The sequence below is a fragment of the Microbacterium sp. EYE_78 genome (genome assembly GCF_023149035.1).
Lineage (GTDB): Bacteria > Actinomycetota > Actinomycetes > Actinomycetales > Microbacteriaceae > Microbacterium.
Map to the genome: position 1 here is coordinate 275,284 of NZ_JAHXMY010000002.1, position 13,605 is coordinate 288,888.

Below are 13,605 nucleotides of genomic sequence, written 5' to 3' on the forward strand. Positions count from 1 at the left end.
CGTCAGGTGCGAAGTCACATTGCGCGGTTTCAGGCGCAGGAGGACGCAGCACGAGCGAGGAGACGATGATGGGGCTACTGAGCAGACCGGCTTCTGAAATTGCTCCGGAGGTGTCCGGATTCTTGGCCTGCCTGGCGTGCGGGGTGCACACATTGGTACGCCCAGGCCGGGTTGAGGAAGTAGAAGTTGCACTTTTGACCAGCACTGGGGTGCCGGAGGTCTACACGGTGACGGTGACCCGGTGTGACCAGTGCCGTTCGATCCTTGAGGCGGCCGACAACCTGCTGATGGCGATGCCCGAGGTTCGTCAGCGGATTGGTTCACGCGAGATTGCGCAGCACCGCGTGAGCGCCGCGCTCTACGCGCTCGATGCGCTTGGGGTGAAGGATGCTGGGACGATCGACCGGCTCACCGCGACCGCACGCGATATCCGGATGCTGATCGCAGGGATGACGAGTGTTGGGGTGGCGACTATGTGGGTGCGTCGCTACTCGCCCTTCAAGGCGGCAACCTCGAAGGCCTCGGGAAGTGGACGATGGGCACATGTCGGAGAGGCGGCGCGCCAGGAACTTCGCGACGCCTACGTTGCACTGATGGCGCAGCGCGTGGACACACCCATCCCAATCTCGCCGCCGGAGGGTTATGTCGCCTGCATGCTTTGCGGCGTCGGCGCGTTCCGGGCACCGCGTAGCGCTGCCGACAGCCTGTGGATGGAACAAAGTGCGAGCGCTCGTAGCCTCGGCGGGGCGCCATCTTCAGAACTGATCTACGGCGTGACCTGCCCACCGTGCTCGCACGCAATTTGGGTTGTCGGGGCAGTGGGGGAGCCCGCCATGTCTCGGGCTGTCGTGAAGCATTTGGGTATGGAGAGAGTCAACCTAGGAATGCTGGAACTCGAGAACCTCCGGGGTTGGGCTGCCCTCGGGTACGCTGCAAAGCCGAACCGCGACCCGTGGGCTCATTTGAGCTTTGCTCGACTTCGTGAGGCGTAGCGGATCTCAACGCCCTAGAGTCCGTCGTTCGCATAGTAGGCGGCGCGCTCGCTTGGCAGGGTGTATCCATTCCTCCCCGCGACCTTCCAGAAGGTGTCCTCACCGAGGACATGGAAGTACAAGTTGGTGAGAGTGTCGGGAAACACCTTCAACCCAGCACCACCGATGGTGTTCAGGGCATTGCGGTGCAGCAACGGAAGAAGAGATGGAACCAGCTGCATGCCGTAGCGGTTACCCGCGCAAGCCGCGGTAACAGCTCCGACCACGAGGTCTGCCAACTGCAGATGCTCGTGGTGGTGTGAGGGCGCAGTCAAGATTGGGAGGACGATGGCGTCGGGGTCGACGTACTCCGTGCCGTAGTTCGTGAGGGTCAGCGTCTCGGCGATCCACGTGTCTTCCGCTCGATGATCGCCCCCAGGCTTGTCAAAGACGACAACGCCCATGTGCGTGCGTTCGAGCGCACCGACGATCCTCTCGTAGAGATACTTCAGGACCTGAGCCTCCGCCTGCCGGCCCTGCACCGTCGTCCTTCCGAGATCGAACACGACTACGACCGCTTTGCCGCCGTGCTCCGCGGCCAGTTCTAGCGTTCGCCTTCGGACCTCATCTTGCAGTCCCGGCTCGTCGCGTTGGCGGAAGTAGTTTGCTGCTCCGGCTGGCATCGACCACTTGAGCTCAACATCAGCGGGTATCGAATGCGCGCTACGCAGATCGCTCATTCCTTGCGAGAAAGGGCGAAGCTGGTCCTCTGGGAACACAACCGCCCCTAGCGCTAGGAGCTGCCCCATGCCATCGCGCAGGCCCCTCTGCTTAGTGTCGTCAGCGAATGCGAAGTGCATGGTCGCGATCCTCCCTCAAAGTCCAAGGAAGGCTGAGGTCGCTTCAATCAAACCGGTCGCCGCAGCGTTCGAAGCGACGCCTCCGGCGAGCGAGATCGCCCCATCTCTCACGCGCTCCAGAAACCCTCGTACCCGGGTGCTCTCAAGCGAACGCTCTTCCTGCACGATGGACACGAACTCATTCGCATCTCTGTCGGTCAATCCGAGTTGAACTGCGACTTTGCGCAGCGCCTCGACGTCACCGATCGCGACGGCGGCCTCCTGGGTGATATCCCGCCCCGTCGCGATGTTGTTGCCGTTCCCGTAGATGTTTTGCTTGACGTTGAACACCACTGTCGAAACGGCGGGTGACTCGATCGTTGGACCGCCAGCGCTCCCGGCCTGGGGATCCACTGACTGAAGATCAAGCGCGAGGTCCAGGGCTTTCGTCCGGATGATGTCGAGAATCCCGCGGAGCATCTCACGCGGGAGGACATTGTGTGCTGAGTAGAGGAAATGAAACTCGAGCCGAAAAATCCCGCTCTTCTCGTAGCGTTGGATGTCGAAGGGTGTCCACGACCTACCCGGATCTTCGTCCATCTCGGATAGGCCTTGTATCTGCGACAGAGGCTCCCGCAGATTGACTTGCCACAAGTCCTCCATGCCAGCGGGCGGGACCAACGGATACGGCGTGAAAGTGCGCATAGGCCCGGAATATTGACCAATGACGTTCGTCTTCCGGATTCTGTAGTCAGGCAGCGGAGCGTCCTCCGGATAGCCGCTGAGTTCGTAGTCGACCCACCGCAATACATCGACTGCACCCAGCCGATGCGCGACGACCTTCACCTTCCGGAGTAGATCGGCCGTGCTTACCTCAGCGCTAGTGCTCGCCTCGATGATGTCGTCAAGAACAGTCACGAGGTCAAGCTACACGGCGGGAAAGTCACGACTCATTACCGTCGACGCTTGCGCTTGATTCCCAGCGTTCGACTCATCTCCGCCTCCAGCGCGAACACGGCGGCCTGCCGGCCCTTGACGTCCGCTGTCACTACCGCACGCGCCTTGTCGATCACCGACTCGGGACCAAGGATCGTGAATGGCGCGATCGCATGGATGGTGACTGCGTGGGCTGCCTCCAACCGCGCCTCGAGTTCTTGGAAAGCCTCTAGTTGACGTTCGACCGTGGTCCCGAGTTCCCGAAGGCCCGTTGGTGCCTCACCCGCAGCCCCCGGAGATTGAGCGCGAAGCCTCAGCCACTCCTCGATATCCGTTTTCGCTTCCCCAAGGCGATCTAGCTTCTTCCGGACGAGGTTGTACGAATCATCCGCCTGACTATAGGCAACGTACGCCTCGAATCGACGTTCACGAACCCACCGATTATGTTCCTTCCTGCCCTGCAGCCAGGCGCCGAGAAGGCCAGCGCCCGCAGTCAGCGCGGCGCCGCCGAAGATGGATAAGAGAGCGAGGGTCAGCGGATCGATGCCAGGGAGGTTCGGGGCCACAGTCGGAGCATAATAAGCGGGCTGAGCGCGATCGGCTATTGGCGGCATGCGAAACGGGCGTCGAACTCGAAAAAACCTGATCAGAAATATGTCGATAATTAGGTTTTGAGTCTTCGAAGACCTCGAGGATCAGCTCGACTCCGAATGGGAGGCCGAGCGCGCTGCGCTGGACACCGAGGCAGAGCGTCTCCGAGTCGCGCGCCTGTCGTTGCGCGAACGGATGACGGCGCTCGCCGCGTCGGACGCGCGGATCACGTGCGAGCTCACGGACGGGACGGGGGTCGACGGAACCGTCGCCGCGACCGGTCCCGACTGGCTCGCGCTCGGCGACGGCCCGGCGCGCGGCGCGCTCATCGTGCCCGTCGAGGCCGTCGTCGCGATCGGCGCGCGTCATGAGGATGTGCTGCTCAGCGCACGCGGGGCATCACCGAGCCGTCTGCGCGAGAGGATGACCCTCGGCTTCGTCCTACGTGACCTCGCCCGTCGACGCGTCCCCGTCACCGTGTCACTCCGAGGCGGGCGGGAACTGGCCGGCACGATCGACCGTGCGGCATCCGATCACCTCGATCTCGCACTCCACGACCGCGGCGCTCCTCGTCGCCGCGACCTCGTGAGCGGGCACCGCCTGGTCCCCTTCGCGGCGATCTCGTCGATCCGGCTGGAGGCCACGGTCGACTTGGTGTGATCGTGCCGTGCAGTCGCGCGTCACTCGCGGCCGCGGCGCCCTCGCCCCCACAGCTCCGGGAAGCTCGCGGCGTTCGACTCGCGCCACAGCGCGTGCAGCCGAGCATCCTCCGCCTGATCGTCGAGATAGTCCTCGACACTGTCCGCCTCGATCCGCCACACGGCGGGCGAGCCCAGCTTCGCACCGCGGAGCCGTCCGTCGAGCACGAGGGCGACGACCTCGTCGACGTCCAGGGCGAGCATGTCGGCGACCTGGGACGGCGTGAGCATGCGCACAGGCGTTCCGTCGGGCATGAGGCCATTATGGTGCCGGTGGCGGGGCACGATCCGAGCCGCACCGGGCTGTGGATAATCGGATCGCGTCGACCGCCGCTGGGTCAGCATGACCTCATGACCACACCGGATACGGTCCGCCCGAAGCCCCGTGCGTTCTGGGCGGACGCGCGCTTCCTGCTCGGCATCGTCCTCATCGTCGCGTCGGTCGCGGGGGTGTGGCTGGTCGTCGCGTCGGCCCGCCAGACGGCCCCCGTCTTCGCCGCCGCGCGGACGATCGTGCCGGGTCAGGCCGTGACCGCCGACGACCTGCGCGTCGTCGACGTCGCCCTCGGCCCCTCGGGAGAGGCCTACGTCTCGCCCGCGTCGCTCGCACCGGGCGTGATCGCCACCCGCACGATCGAGGAGGGCGAACTCGTCCCGGTCGCCGCCGTGGACGAGGCGGATGCCGCGACCACGACGACGGTCGTGATCGACACCGCGGGCGAGATCTCCGCGTCGATCGACGCGGGCTCGCTCGTGGAGGTCTGGGCGGCCGCCCCCGAGGAGGGCGGTGCGTTCGCCGTGCCCGCCATCCTCGTCCCCTCGGCCACCGTCGTCTCGGTCGCGCGGGACGACGCCGTCGTCTCCGGCCGGGAGGTCTCGCTCGAACTCGTCATCCCGCGCGCCGACGTCGCCGCGACGCTCGCGGCGATCGCGGACGGCAGCGGGCTGTCGGTCGTCCCGGTCGCGGGAGCCGAGGGATGAGGGTCGTCGTCGCCGTCGACGGGCGCCGCGGTCGCGAACTCGCGGCGGATGCTGCGGCCGAGGGCGTCGAGGTGCGCGCGGTGGTCGCCGCGTCCGCACCCGCCGCTGCGGTGCAGGACGCGACGGCCGGGCCCGACGCGGCAGAGCTGCTGGCCGAACTCTCCCGCGCCGACCTGCTGATCGTCGAGGGGCGGTCTGCGACGGTCACCGCGGCGCTCGTCGCGGCGTGCGATCGACTCTCCGTCCGGCTCGTGCCGTTGTGCGCGAACGGATCGGAGCGGCGGCTCGCCACCTCGCTCGGTCTCATCCCGCACGAGCTCGATGCGCCGGCATCCGTGCTGCTGGCCATCCCCGTCCCCTCCGAGGCCGTGACCGCCCCCGGGCGAGGACGCGTGATCGCCGTCTGGGGACCCCACGGGGCACCGGGGCGCACCACGCTCGCCGTCGAGATCGCCTGCGCGCTCGCGGACGGCACGCGGCAGGTGGCGCTGGTCGACGCCGACTCCCACGCTCCGTCGGTCGCACTGGCGACCGGGCTGCCCGACGAGGGCCCGGGGTTCGCGGCCGCGTGCCGTCAGGCCGAGCGCGGCGCCTTGACGGTCGCCGAACTCGCGCGCATCGCCGCGACCCTCGGCGACGTCGAGGTCCTCGCCGGCCTCAACCGTCCGGGCCGCTGGCCCGAGCTCTCCCACCCCCGGGTGCTGGCGGCCCTCGACGTCTGCCGTGACTGGGTCGACGACACCGTCGTCGACCTGGCGGCGCCCCTCGAGCGCGACGAGGAGATCGTCAGCGACCTGGTCGACGGCCCGCGTCGCAACGCGGCGACCCTCGCGACCCTCGAGACCGCGGATCTCGTCGTCGCCGTCCTCTCGGCGGACGCGGTCGGCGTGTCGCGGTTCGTGCGGGCGTGGCCGGACCTCCGCGCGGCCACCGGCACCGCCCCCGTGCGGGTGGTGGTGAACAAGACGCGCGCCGGCGCCCTCGGCGTCGACGCGCGGGGCCAGGTGCGCCGGACGCTCGAGCGCTACACCGGCGTCTCGGACGTCTCATTCGTGCCGTGGGACCCGCGAGGGACGGATGCCGCGATGCTCTCCGCGCGCCCGATCGCCCACGTCGCTCCGCGTTCGGCGGTGCCCGCCGCCGTCCGACGGTTCGTCTCCGAGTCCGTCCGAGTCCCGCGCGAGGAGAGCGAGCTCCCACTGCGCAGACAGTCGCGGCGCCGACTCGCGCGCACCGCCTGAGGGCGACCCGAGTCCTCGATGCCCGGCGATCTCCAGCATCTAGGCTGGAGGTCGTGTCCACGCTCAGCGACCTCGTCTACGCCCAAGGCCGATCGACGGCGGAAGACGTCGAATGGCTGCATCGCCTCGCCGGAGACGGGCAGCTGCTCGCCGACCTGGCCTCCGCGGACATCGTGGTGTGGGTGCCGACCGCAGACGATTCGTTCATCGCCGTCGCCCACACCCGCCCGAGCGGGGCCGCGACCCTGTTCTACCGCGACATCGTCGGCGACCTCGTCCGACCGCAGTGGCGCACGCAGGTCAAGGACGCCTTCGTGCAGGGCCGGGTCGTCGACTCCGCGTCGCCGGACTGGTTCGAGGAGACCCCGACGCGCGTCCGCGCGGTGCCGATCGTTCGGGAGCGCGCGGCGCAGGGGAGGGATGCCCGGGTCATCGGCGTCCTCACGCGCCACACCAACCTCGGCGAGGCTCGCACGCCGTCGCGGCAGCAGATCACCTTCAACGAATGCGCGGACGACCTCTTCGGCATGATCGCGTCGGCGGACTTCCCGGACCTCACGGCGCCGACCTCCCCGCGCCGCGGCGCGCCGCGTGCATCGGACGGACTCATCCGTCTCGACGTCGACGGCATCACCACCTTCGCCAGTCCCAACGCCCTGTCCGCCTTCAATCGACTCGGGTTCGACGACGAACTCGAGGGCGAGTCGCTCGTCGAGGTCGCCAGCACCTTCATGCCGGCGTCGCGCCAGTTCGACGAGTCGCTGCCGATCGTCATGGCGGGGCGCGCGCCGTGGCGCGCCGACGTCGAAGCCCGCGGCGTCACGGTGTCGCTCCGGACGATCCCGCTGCGGGAGAACGGCAACCGCATCGGCGCCATCGTGCTGTGCCGCGACGTGAGCGAGATCCGTCACCAGGAGCAGGAGCTCATCACGAAGGACGCGACGATCCGCGAGATCCACCACCGCGTCAAGAACAACCTGCAGACGGTCGCCTCGCTGCTGCGCATCCAGGCGCGCCGCACGCACTCGGACGAGGGTCGCGACGCGCTGACCCAGGCCATGCGTCGTGTCTCGGCGATCGCCGTCGTTCACGACACCCTCTCGGAGGGACTCGCGCAGGTCGTCGATTTCGACGACGTCTTCGAGCGGGTGCTCAAGCTCGTCGCCGAGGTCGCGGCCGCACCGAACACCCGCGCGCGCACGTTGAAGACGGGGACGTTCGGCACGCTGCCGAGCGAATACGCGACGCCGCTCGCGTTGGCGCTGACCGAGCTCGTGACCAACGCGGTCGAGCACGGTCTCGCCGACAAGGAGGGCGAGGTCGAGATCATCGCGGAGCGCGACGAGGAACGACTCCTCGTCCGCGTGCGGGACACGGGCGTCGGCCTGCCGGAGGGTCAGGTGGGTCGCGGGCTCGGGACGCAGATCGTCCGCACGCTCATCCAGGGCGAGCTCAGCGGGACCATCGACTGGCACACCCTGATGGGCAGCGGCACCGAAGTGACGATCGAGATCCCGCTGCGCTACATCCAGCGGTCGCGGAGCTGACGGAGAACCCGTCCGGCCGCGGCACGGCACTGCGCGCCGCGGCGAGCCGGCTCAGGAGGCGCGGCGGGCGCGAGCGGCGCGGCGCTTGAGCGCGCGGCGCTCGTCTTCGGAGAGGCCGCCCCACACGCCCGAGTCCTGACCGGTCTCGAGGGCGTACTGGAGGCAGAGTTCGGTGACGGTGCACCGGGCGCAGACGGTCTTCGCCTTCTCGATCTGGTCGACGGCGGGGCCGGTGTTCCCCACGGGGAAGAACAGTTCCGGGTCGACGGTCAGGCAGGCGGCTTTGTCGCGCCAATCCATAGCGGTGCTCCTTGGGGGATCATTGGTCGGGATGCGACGCCGGGCGACGTCGTCTAACCTGGTGGTGGTGTGCGAGCAGACGCTCGCCCCACGCCGCTGTGGGAGCACACTTGCCCGTCAATATTCCCATGCCCCGGCATGTGAATCAAGGGTTAACGGAGTATTTCGGCGCGTCGCCCTGCCCGGAACCGGGTGCGCCCGGCGCCGCGGGGCAGTCCCGCCCAGGAGGTGGCGATGATCCGGACGACCGGCGTGGAGCGCGGCGCAGCCGTCTGGCTGGGACTCGAGGCCGCAGCGATCCTGACCCTCGCCGTGTGGGAGCTCGTCGCGCTGGTGCGCGGCGACAGTGGGTCGGCGAGCAGCTCGGTCGCTCTCCTCGTCCTCACCCTGATCGGCGCGGCCGCGGTGGCGGGATTCGCCGTCGCCGTCTGGCGGGGAGGGTCCTGGGGGCGCTCGGGAGGTGTCGTCGTGCAGCTCCTCGTGCTGTCGATCGCGATCGGCCTGCTGACCGGTGAAGGGGCGGATGCCTCCCGTGCCGCAGCCGTCGCGGTGCCGGCGATCGTGGGACTCGTCCTGCTCATCGCTGCGGCGCGCGCCGCCGGTGCGCGGTCCCGTGGAGCATCGTCCGACGCCTGATCAGACCTCGAGCAGGCCCCGGATCCGTGCGACGTGGCCGGTCGCCTTCACGTTGTACAGGGCGTGGGTGATGGTTCCGATTTCGTCGATGACGAACGTCGAGCGGATGACGCCCTCGACGAGCTTGCCGTAGTTCATCTTCTCGCCCCACGCACCGTACGCCTCATGGACGGCGTGATCGGGGTCGCTCAGCAGCGAGTAGGGGAGTGCGTCCCGCTCGCGGAACTCGCGGAGCTTCGACGGATCGTCGCGCGAGATGCCCACGACGGTGTATCCGGCGTCCTGCAGGGGCGCGATGCTGTCGCGGAAGTCGCAGGCCTCGGTCGTGCAGCCGGGGGTCATCGCCGCGGGGTAGAAGAAGGCGATGACCTTCCGCCCGCGAAGATCCGCGAGTGCGACGGGCGCGCCGTCCTGATCGACGAGGGAGAAGTCGGGCGCGGGTGTTCCGGTCTCGAGTCGGGGCATCCGCCCAGTGTAGGCCGGTCCGCTAGGAGGCGAACGTCGCCAGCAGCCGCTGCAGCGAGTCCAGGCGCGCAGCGCCGCGGTCGCCGAGTCTGCCCTCCGCGACGGCCTCGACGATCGCGCAGTCGGGGGCATCGGGGAGGTGGGTGCAGCCGCGTGGGCACTCCTCGGCGATGACGGCGAGATCGGTGTACGCCTTGAGGATGTTCGCCGGGTCGACGTGTCCGAGTCCGAACGACCGCACGCCCGGGGTGTCGATGACCCATCCGCGGCCCGCCGGCCCGGCGTAGCGCAGCGACACCGCGGAGCTGGACGTGTGCCGGCCGCGGCCGGTGACCTCGTTGACATGTCCAGTCGCGCGCAGAGCCGTCGGGACGAGGGCGTTCACGAGCGTCGACTTGCCGACGCCGGAGTGCCCGACGAACACCGTGGCGTGCCCCGCGAGACGCTCGCCGATGGCGTCCACCGGCATCTGCTCCCGCCCGCTGCGGAACACCTCCAGGTCGTCGAGACCCTCGAAGTGGGCCAGGAAGCCACTCGGGTCGGCGAGGTCCGTCTTGGTCACGACGAGCATCGGATGCATCCCTGCGTCGAGGGCCGCGATCAGGTAGCGGTCGACGAGTCGGGGGCGAGGCTCGGGGTCTGCGGCGGCGACGACGACGAGCATCTGATCGGCATTGGCGACGATGATCCGCTCGATGTGGTCGGTGTCGTCGGCGCTGCGTCGGAGGAGGGACGTGCGCTCGTCGACCGTCACGATCCGGGCGAGGGTGCCGTCGGAGCCCGAGGTGTCACCCACGACCCGCACGCGGTCGCCGTTGACGATCGGCTGCTTGCGGAGTTCGCGCGCCCGACTGGCGAGCACGGGGCGTTCGTCGGGACCGTCTTCGTCCACGAGGACCGTGTAGCGGCCGCGGTCGACGCCGAGGACGCGGGCGGATGCGGCGTCCGCGTGCGCGGGCCGTCGCTTGGTGCGCGGCCGGTTGGCCTTCGGGTTCGGTCGGACGCGGATGTCGGCCTCGTCGTAGCCGAGGTCGTCGTCGTCATCGTCGCCGTCGAGCCAGCTCACGCGAGCATGCCCTCCCAGAGTTGGGGGAACTCGGGCATCGTCTTCGCGGTGGTGCCGATGTCGTCGACCTCGACACCCGGCACGCGGAGGCCGATCACGGCGCCGGCAGTCGCCATGCGGTGGTCGTGGTGCGCACGCCAGAGCCCGCCGTGGAGCTGGCGCGGGATCACCCGGATGCCGTCCTCGCGCTCCTCGGCCTCGCCGCCGAGGGCTCTCAGGTTCTCGACCAGCGCACTGATCCGATCGGTCTCGTGGCCGCGGATGTGGCCGATGCCGTGGAAGGTCGTGGGCGCGTCCGCGAAGGCGGCGAGCGCGAACAGGGTCGGGGTGAGCTCGCTCGCGGCCGACAGATCGAGGTCGACCCCCGTGATCGCGTCGCCGGCGCTCACGGTCAGCGCGCCGGCGCGACGAGAGGCGCGCGCCCCCATCACCGGCAGGATGTCGGCGAGGAGCGCCCCGGGCTGGGTGGAGTGCGCGGGCCACCCGGGGACCGTCACCGACCCCCCGGTCAGGACCGCTGCCGCCAGGAATGGCGCGGCGTTGGAGAGGTCCGGCTCGATCGCGATGTCCTTCCCGCGGACGGGGCCCGCGGGAACCAGCCATTCGTTCGGGCTCGGATGCTCGACGTGCACGCCTCGTCGGGCGAGGGCTTCGACCGTCATCTCGATGTGGGGGAGGCTGGGCAGGCGTTCGCCTTCGTGGATGAGGCGCAGCCCGACGTCGAAGCGCGCCGCGGCCAGCAGCAGGCCCGAGACGAACTGGCTCGACTGACTGGCATCGATCGTGACTTCGCCGCCGCGGATGTGTCCGTGGCCGCGGACGTCGAAGGGCAGTGCCCAGCTGCCGGCGTCGTCGATGTCGGCGCCCACCTCGCGGAGCGCGTGGATCATCGCCCCCATGGGGCGGTGCATCGCGGTCGGGTGCGCGGTGAGATGGACGTCGCCCACCGCGAGCCCTGCGATGGGTGCCACGAAGCGCATGACAGTACCCGCCTGACCGCAGTCGACGGTGGTGCCACCCCGGAAGGTCGCAGGCGGCGTGATCTCCAGATCGGGCCCGAAGGGGCCGTCGCCCGGCACCTCGACGATCGACACCCCGAGCGAGCGGAGCGCGGCGATCATCCGAGCCGAATCGTCGGAGTGCAGCGGAGCGGAGAGCAGGCTCGGGCCATCGGCGATCGACGCGAGGACGAGCTCACGGTTGGTGAGCGACTTCGACCCCGGGACGGTGACGCGGGCGTGCACCGGCGCGCCCGGCGTCGGAGCCGGCCACGGCGCGGTGGTCTGCTCGGCGGGCGTGTGCGGGGGGAACGCGGCGTCGGTCATCGCCTTCAGCCTACCGACCGTCGGCGACCCCGCTGCGGACCCTCGAGCGTCGCCGCCCGATCGGGCGGGAATAGCGAGCCCCGCGTGCCGGTTCACCTCTCTGTGCCTGCTCGTCGATCAGCAGGCATCCACCGACCGCAGACGAGGGGAGCACGATGATCGCGGCATTGGACGCGCCCGGGCTCGCCGAATGGGCCGACGTAGACTGGCCCGTGATGAACGAACAGGCGGTCGAAGACCCGCGTACCCAGTTCGAGGAGCAGGCGCTGCCCTTCATGGACCAGCTCTATGCCGCCGCGATGCGGATGACCCGCAACCCCGCCGATGCGTCCGACCTCGTCCAGGAGACGTTCGTCAAGGCATTCGCGGCGTGGTCGTCGTTCACGCAGGGCACCAACCTCAAGGCGTGGCTGTACCGGATCCTGACGAACACGTACATCAACACGTACCGCAAGAAGCAGCGCGAGCCCTACCAGGGGACGATCGACGACCTGGAGGACTGGCAGCTGGGCGGTGCCGAGTCGACGACCGCGTCGTCGGCGCGCTCGGCGGAGGCCGAGGCGATCGACCACATGCCGGCATCCGTCGTGAAGGACGCCCTGCAGTCCCTCCCCGAGGACTTCCGACTGGCCGTGTACCTCGCGGACGTCGAAGGGTTCGCGTATCAGGAGATCGCGGACATCATGAAAACCCCCATCGGCACGGTCATGAGCCGCCTGCACCGCGGCAGACGCCAGCTGCGCGACTTGCTGTCCGACTATGCGAAAGAGCGCGGCATCGACGTGCCCGCCACGAGGAGTGCGAGATGACCGACTGCGGCTGTGACAAGGCGCGCAAAGACCTCGAGGAGTACCTCCGCAACGAGGTCTGCAAGACGCAGCACTCGGACATCACCGAACATCTCGAGAACTGCCCGTCGTGTCGTGACGAGGCGCTCGTCGCGACGACCCTGACCGCAGTGGTCGCGCGCGCGTGCAAGGAGGCGGCTCCCGAGGAGCTGCGCGACCAGGTGCTCGCGGCGCTCCGGGCGGAGCAGGCGACGCACCACTGACCCGGCGCGGGCCCGCAGACCCGTGGCGACCGGCTCAGCGGGGCGTCAGGACGACAGCGGCGGCGGGAACCGCTTCGATCCGCGCGGGAAGCGGACCCATGCGCTCGCCGTCGGCGTACCCGATGAGCCCTGCGCCCTCCAGGGTGACTGACCGCACCCGGTGCATCTCGACGAAGGCGGAGACGCCGTGCGTCCCGGCATACACCCGCCGGAGCACCCCGAGCAGACGCAGCCGGCCCGCGCGTCGGACAAGGGTCACCTCGAGGAGCCCATCGTCGATCCGGGCCCCCGGACAGATCGGGATGCCGCCGCCGTAGCTCGCGGTGTTGCCGACGGCGGCGACGAGCAGCTCCTCGTCGATGATCCGGGTCGAGCCGTCGGCCGACTCCATCGTCAGCCTCATCCGCGTCGCCCGCAGCGCGATGAACTCGATGAGCACGGCGAGGGTGTACCGGAGCGGTCCCCGGGGCCACCGCATCCGATTCGCCCGTTCGTTCACGCGCGAGTCGAATCCGCAGGCGAACACCGTGCTGAACACACGCTCCGACCCGTCGATCCGCACTCGCGCGAGGTCGATGCTGCGCCGGCGACCCTCGACCACGGCCGCCGCGGCTGCCCGGGCGTCGAGCACTGGGACGCCCAGGTCGCGGGCCAGGTCGTTGCCCGTTCCGGTGGGCACGAGACCGAGGGGGATGCCGGTGCCCGCCACCACGGCCAGCGCGGCGCCCACCGTCCCGTCGCCGCCGGCGACGAGGACGGCGTCGGGACGCCCGGCGACGAGGTCGATGATCGCGCCGGTCGTGGATGCCGCATCCGTGGGGTGGTGGACCGCGACCTCGACCCCGGCCTCCCGGAGCAGGTCGGCGACAGCGCCGGGCACGGTCGAGGGCGCGCCCGCGCGCGCCGCCCGGTTGATCACCAGGGCGACGCGCACGCGGGACTGCTCAATGCAGCGGCT

The 13,605-nt window shown here is 69.4% G+C and carries 17 protein-coding genes; 8 read left to right on the top strand and 9 right to left on the bottom strand.

What is annotated here, in order from left to right; translation table 11 throughout:
• Positions 1 to 209: 209 nt before the first annotated feature.
• Positions 210 to 992, top strand: coding sequence for a hypothetical protein (locus tag KZX17_RS08330; protein ID WP_248172034.1), 783 nt, complete (start codon positions 210 to 212; stop codon positions 990 to 992).
• Positions 993 to 1,006: 14 nt separating this feature from the next.
• Here KZX17_RS08330 and KZX17_RS08335 read toward each other — a convergent pair whose 3' ends face one another.
• From KZX17_RS08335 to KZX17_RS08345, 3 genes are read right to left on the bottom strand one after another with little or no spacing between them, the layout of a single operon-like run.
• Positions 1,007 to 1,831: a DUF3800 domain-containing protein gene (locus KZX17_RS08335; RefSeq protein ID WP_248172036.1), complete on the bottom strand. Its 825-nt coding sequence runs from the start codon at positions 1,829 to 1,831 to the stop codon at positions 1,007 to 1,009.
• 15 nt (positions 1,832 to 1,846) lie between these two features.
• Positions 1,847 to 2,728, bottom strand: a complete 882-nt coding sequence (locus KZX17_RS08340) for a hypothetical protein (protein WP_248172038.1) — start codon at positions 2,726 to 2,728, stop codon at positions 1,847 to 1,849.
• A 35-nt stretch (positions 2,729 to 2,763) separates the two neighbouring features.
• Positions 2,764 to 3,312: a hypothetical protein gene (locus KZX17_RS08345; protein ID WP_248172040.1), complete on the bottom strand. Its 549-nt coding sequence runs from the start codon at positions 3,310 to 3,312 to the stop codon at positions 2,764 to 2,766.
• Positions 3,313 to 3,532: 220 nt separating this feature from the next.
• On the opposite strand from KZX17_RS08345, the gene KZX17_RS08350 reads away from it, so the two are divergent.
• The gene (locus KZX17_RS08350) at positions 3,533 to 3,997 is read left to right on the top strand and encodes a hypothetical protein (protein ID WP_248172042.1); all 465 of its coding nucleotides are present in this window, start codon (positions 3,533 to 3,535) and stop codon (positions 3,995 to 3,997) included.
• Positions 3,998 to 4,017: 20 nt separating this feature from the next.
• Here KZX17_RS08350 and KZX17_RS08355 read toward each other — a convergent pair whose 3' ends face one another.
• On the bottom strand, positions 4,018 to 4,266 hold the full coding sequence (locus KZX17_RS08355) for a helix-turn-helix domain-containing protein (RefSeq protein ID WP_248174742.1): 249 nt from the start codon (positions 4,264 to 4,266) through the stop codon (positions 4,018 to 4,020).
• A gap of 120 nt (positions 4,267 to 4,386) precedes the next feature.
• Between KZX17_RS08355 and KZX17_RS08360 the strand changes: the two genes are divergently transcribed.
• The 3 genes from KZX17_RS08360 to KZX17_RS08370 are packed head-to-tail and all read left to right on the top strand — an operon-like array spanning position 4,387 to position 7,804.
• A complete protein-coding gene (locus KZX17_RS08360; RefSeq protein ID WP_248172044.1) occupies positions 4,387 to 5,016 on the top strand; it encodes an SAF domain-containing protein in 630 nt (209 codons plus the stop codon).
• Positions 5,013 to 6,257 carry a hypothetical protein gene (locus tag KZX17_RS08365; RefSeq protein WP_248172046.1) on the top strand — a complete coding sequence of 415 codons (1,245 nt, stop codon included), beginning with the start codon at positions 5,013 to 5,015 and terminating at the stop codon, positions 6,255 to 6,257. The genes KZX17_RS08360 and KZX17_RS08365 overlap by 4 nt, the downstream gene beginning before the upstream one ends.
• A gap of 53 nt (positions 6,258 to 6,310) precedes the next feature.
• Positions 6,311 to 7,804: a PAS domain-containing sensor histidine kinase gene (locus KZX17_RS08370; RefSeq protein WP_248172048.1), complete on the top strand. Its 1,494-nt coding sequence runs from the start codon at positions 6,311 to 6,313 to the stop codon at positions 7,802 to 7,804.
• 51 nt (positions 7,805 to 7,855) lie between these two features.
• On the opposite strand, the gene KZX17_RS08375 is transcribed toward KZX17_RS08370, so the two are convergent.
• Complete coding sequence (locus KZX17_RS08375; protein WP_248172050.1) at positions 7,856 to 8,104, bottom strand: WhiB family transcriptional regulator; 249 nt, start codon at positions 8,102 to 8,104, stop codon at positions 7,856 to 7,858.
• Between the two features lie 234 nt (positions 8,105 to 8,338).
• Between KZX17_RS08375 and KZX17_RS08380 the strand changes: the two genes are divergently transcribed.
• On the top strand, positions 8,339 to 8,740 hold the full coding sequence (locus KZX17_RS08380) for a histidine kinase (RefSeq protein ID WP_282443654.1): 402 nt from the start codon (positions 8,339 to 8,341) through the stop codon (positions 8,738 to 8,740).
• Here the strand turns inward: KZX17_RS08380 and bcp are convergent, their stop codons facing one another.
• Genes bcp through aroA form a run of 3 tightly spaced genes read right to left on the bottom strand, consistent with a single transcriptional unit; the run spans position 8,741 to position 11,596 of the window.
• Positions 8,741 to 9,205 (bottom strand): thioredoxin-dependent thiol peroxidase, encoded by a 465-nt coding sequence (bcp, locus tag KZX17_RS08385; protein WP_248172052.1) that lies wholly within the window; start codon positions 9,203 to 9,205, stop codon positions 8,741 to 8,743.
• 22 nt (positions 9,206 to 9,227) lie between these two features.
• Complete coding sequence (gene rsgA, locus KZX17_RS08390) at positions 9,228 to 10,271, bottom strand: ribosome small subunit-dependent GTPase A (protein ID WP_248172053.1); 1,044 nt, start codon at positions 10,269 to 10,271, stop codon at positions 9,228 to 9,230.
• Positions 10,268 to 11,596, bottom strand: a complete 1,329-nt coding sequence (gene aroA, locus KZX17_RS08395; RefSeq protein WP_248172055.1) for a 3-phosphoshikimate 1-carboxyvinyltransferase — start codon at positions 11,594 to 11,596, stop codon at positions 10,268 to 10,270. Before aroA ends, rsgA begins: the two co-directional genes overlap by 4 nt.
• A 155-nt stretch (positions 11,597 to 11,751) precedes the next feature.
• Here aroA and KZX17_RS08400 point away from each other — a divergent pair, with 155 nt between their 5' ends.
• Both KZX17_RS08400 and KZX17_RS08405 read left to right on the top strand, forming a co-directional pair.
• Positions 11,752 to 12,405, top strand: a complete 654-nt coding sequence (locus tag KZX17_RS08400; RefSeq protein ID WP_282443653.1) for a sigma-70 family RNA polymerase sigma factor — start codon at positions 11,752 to 11,754, stop codon at positions 12,403 to 12,405.
• Entirely contained in the window at positions 12,402 to 12,647 is a 246-nt protein-coding gene (locus tag KZX17_RS08405) for a zf-HC2 domain-containing protein (RefSeq protein ID WP_248172057.1), read from the top strand. The genes KZX17_RS08400 and KZX17_RS08405 overlap by 4 nt, the downstream gene beginning before the upstream one ends.
• A 34-nt stretch (positions 12,648 to 12,681) precedes the next feature.
• Here the strand turns inward: KZX17_RS08405 and KZX17_RS08410 are convergent, their stop codons facing one another.
• Positions 12,682 to 13,581: a diacylglycerol kinase family protein gene (locus tag KZX17_RS08410; RefSeq protein WP_248172059.1), complete on the bottom strand. Its 900-nt coding sequence runs from the start codon at positions 13,579 to 13,581 to the stop codon at positions 12,682 to 12,684.
• Positions 13,582 to 13,605 lie beyond the last annotated feature (24 nt).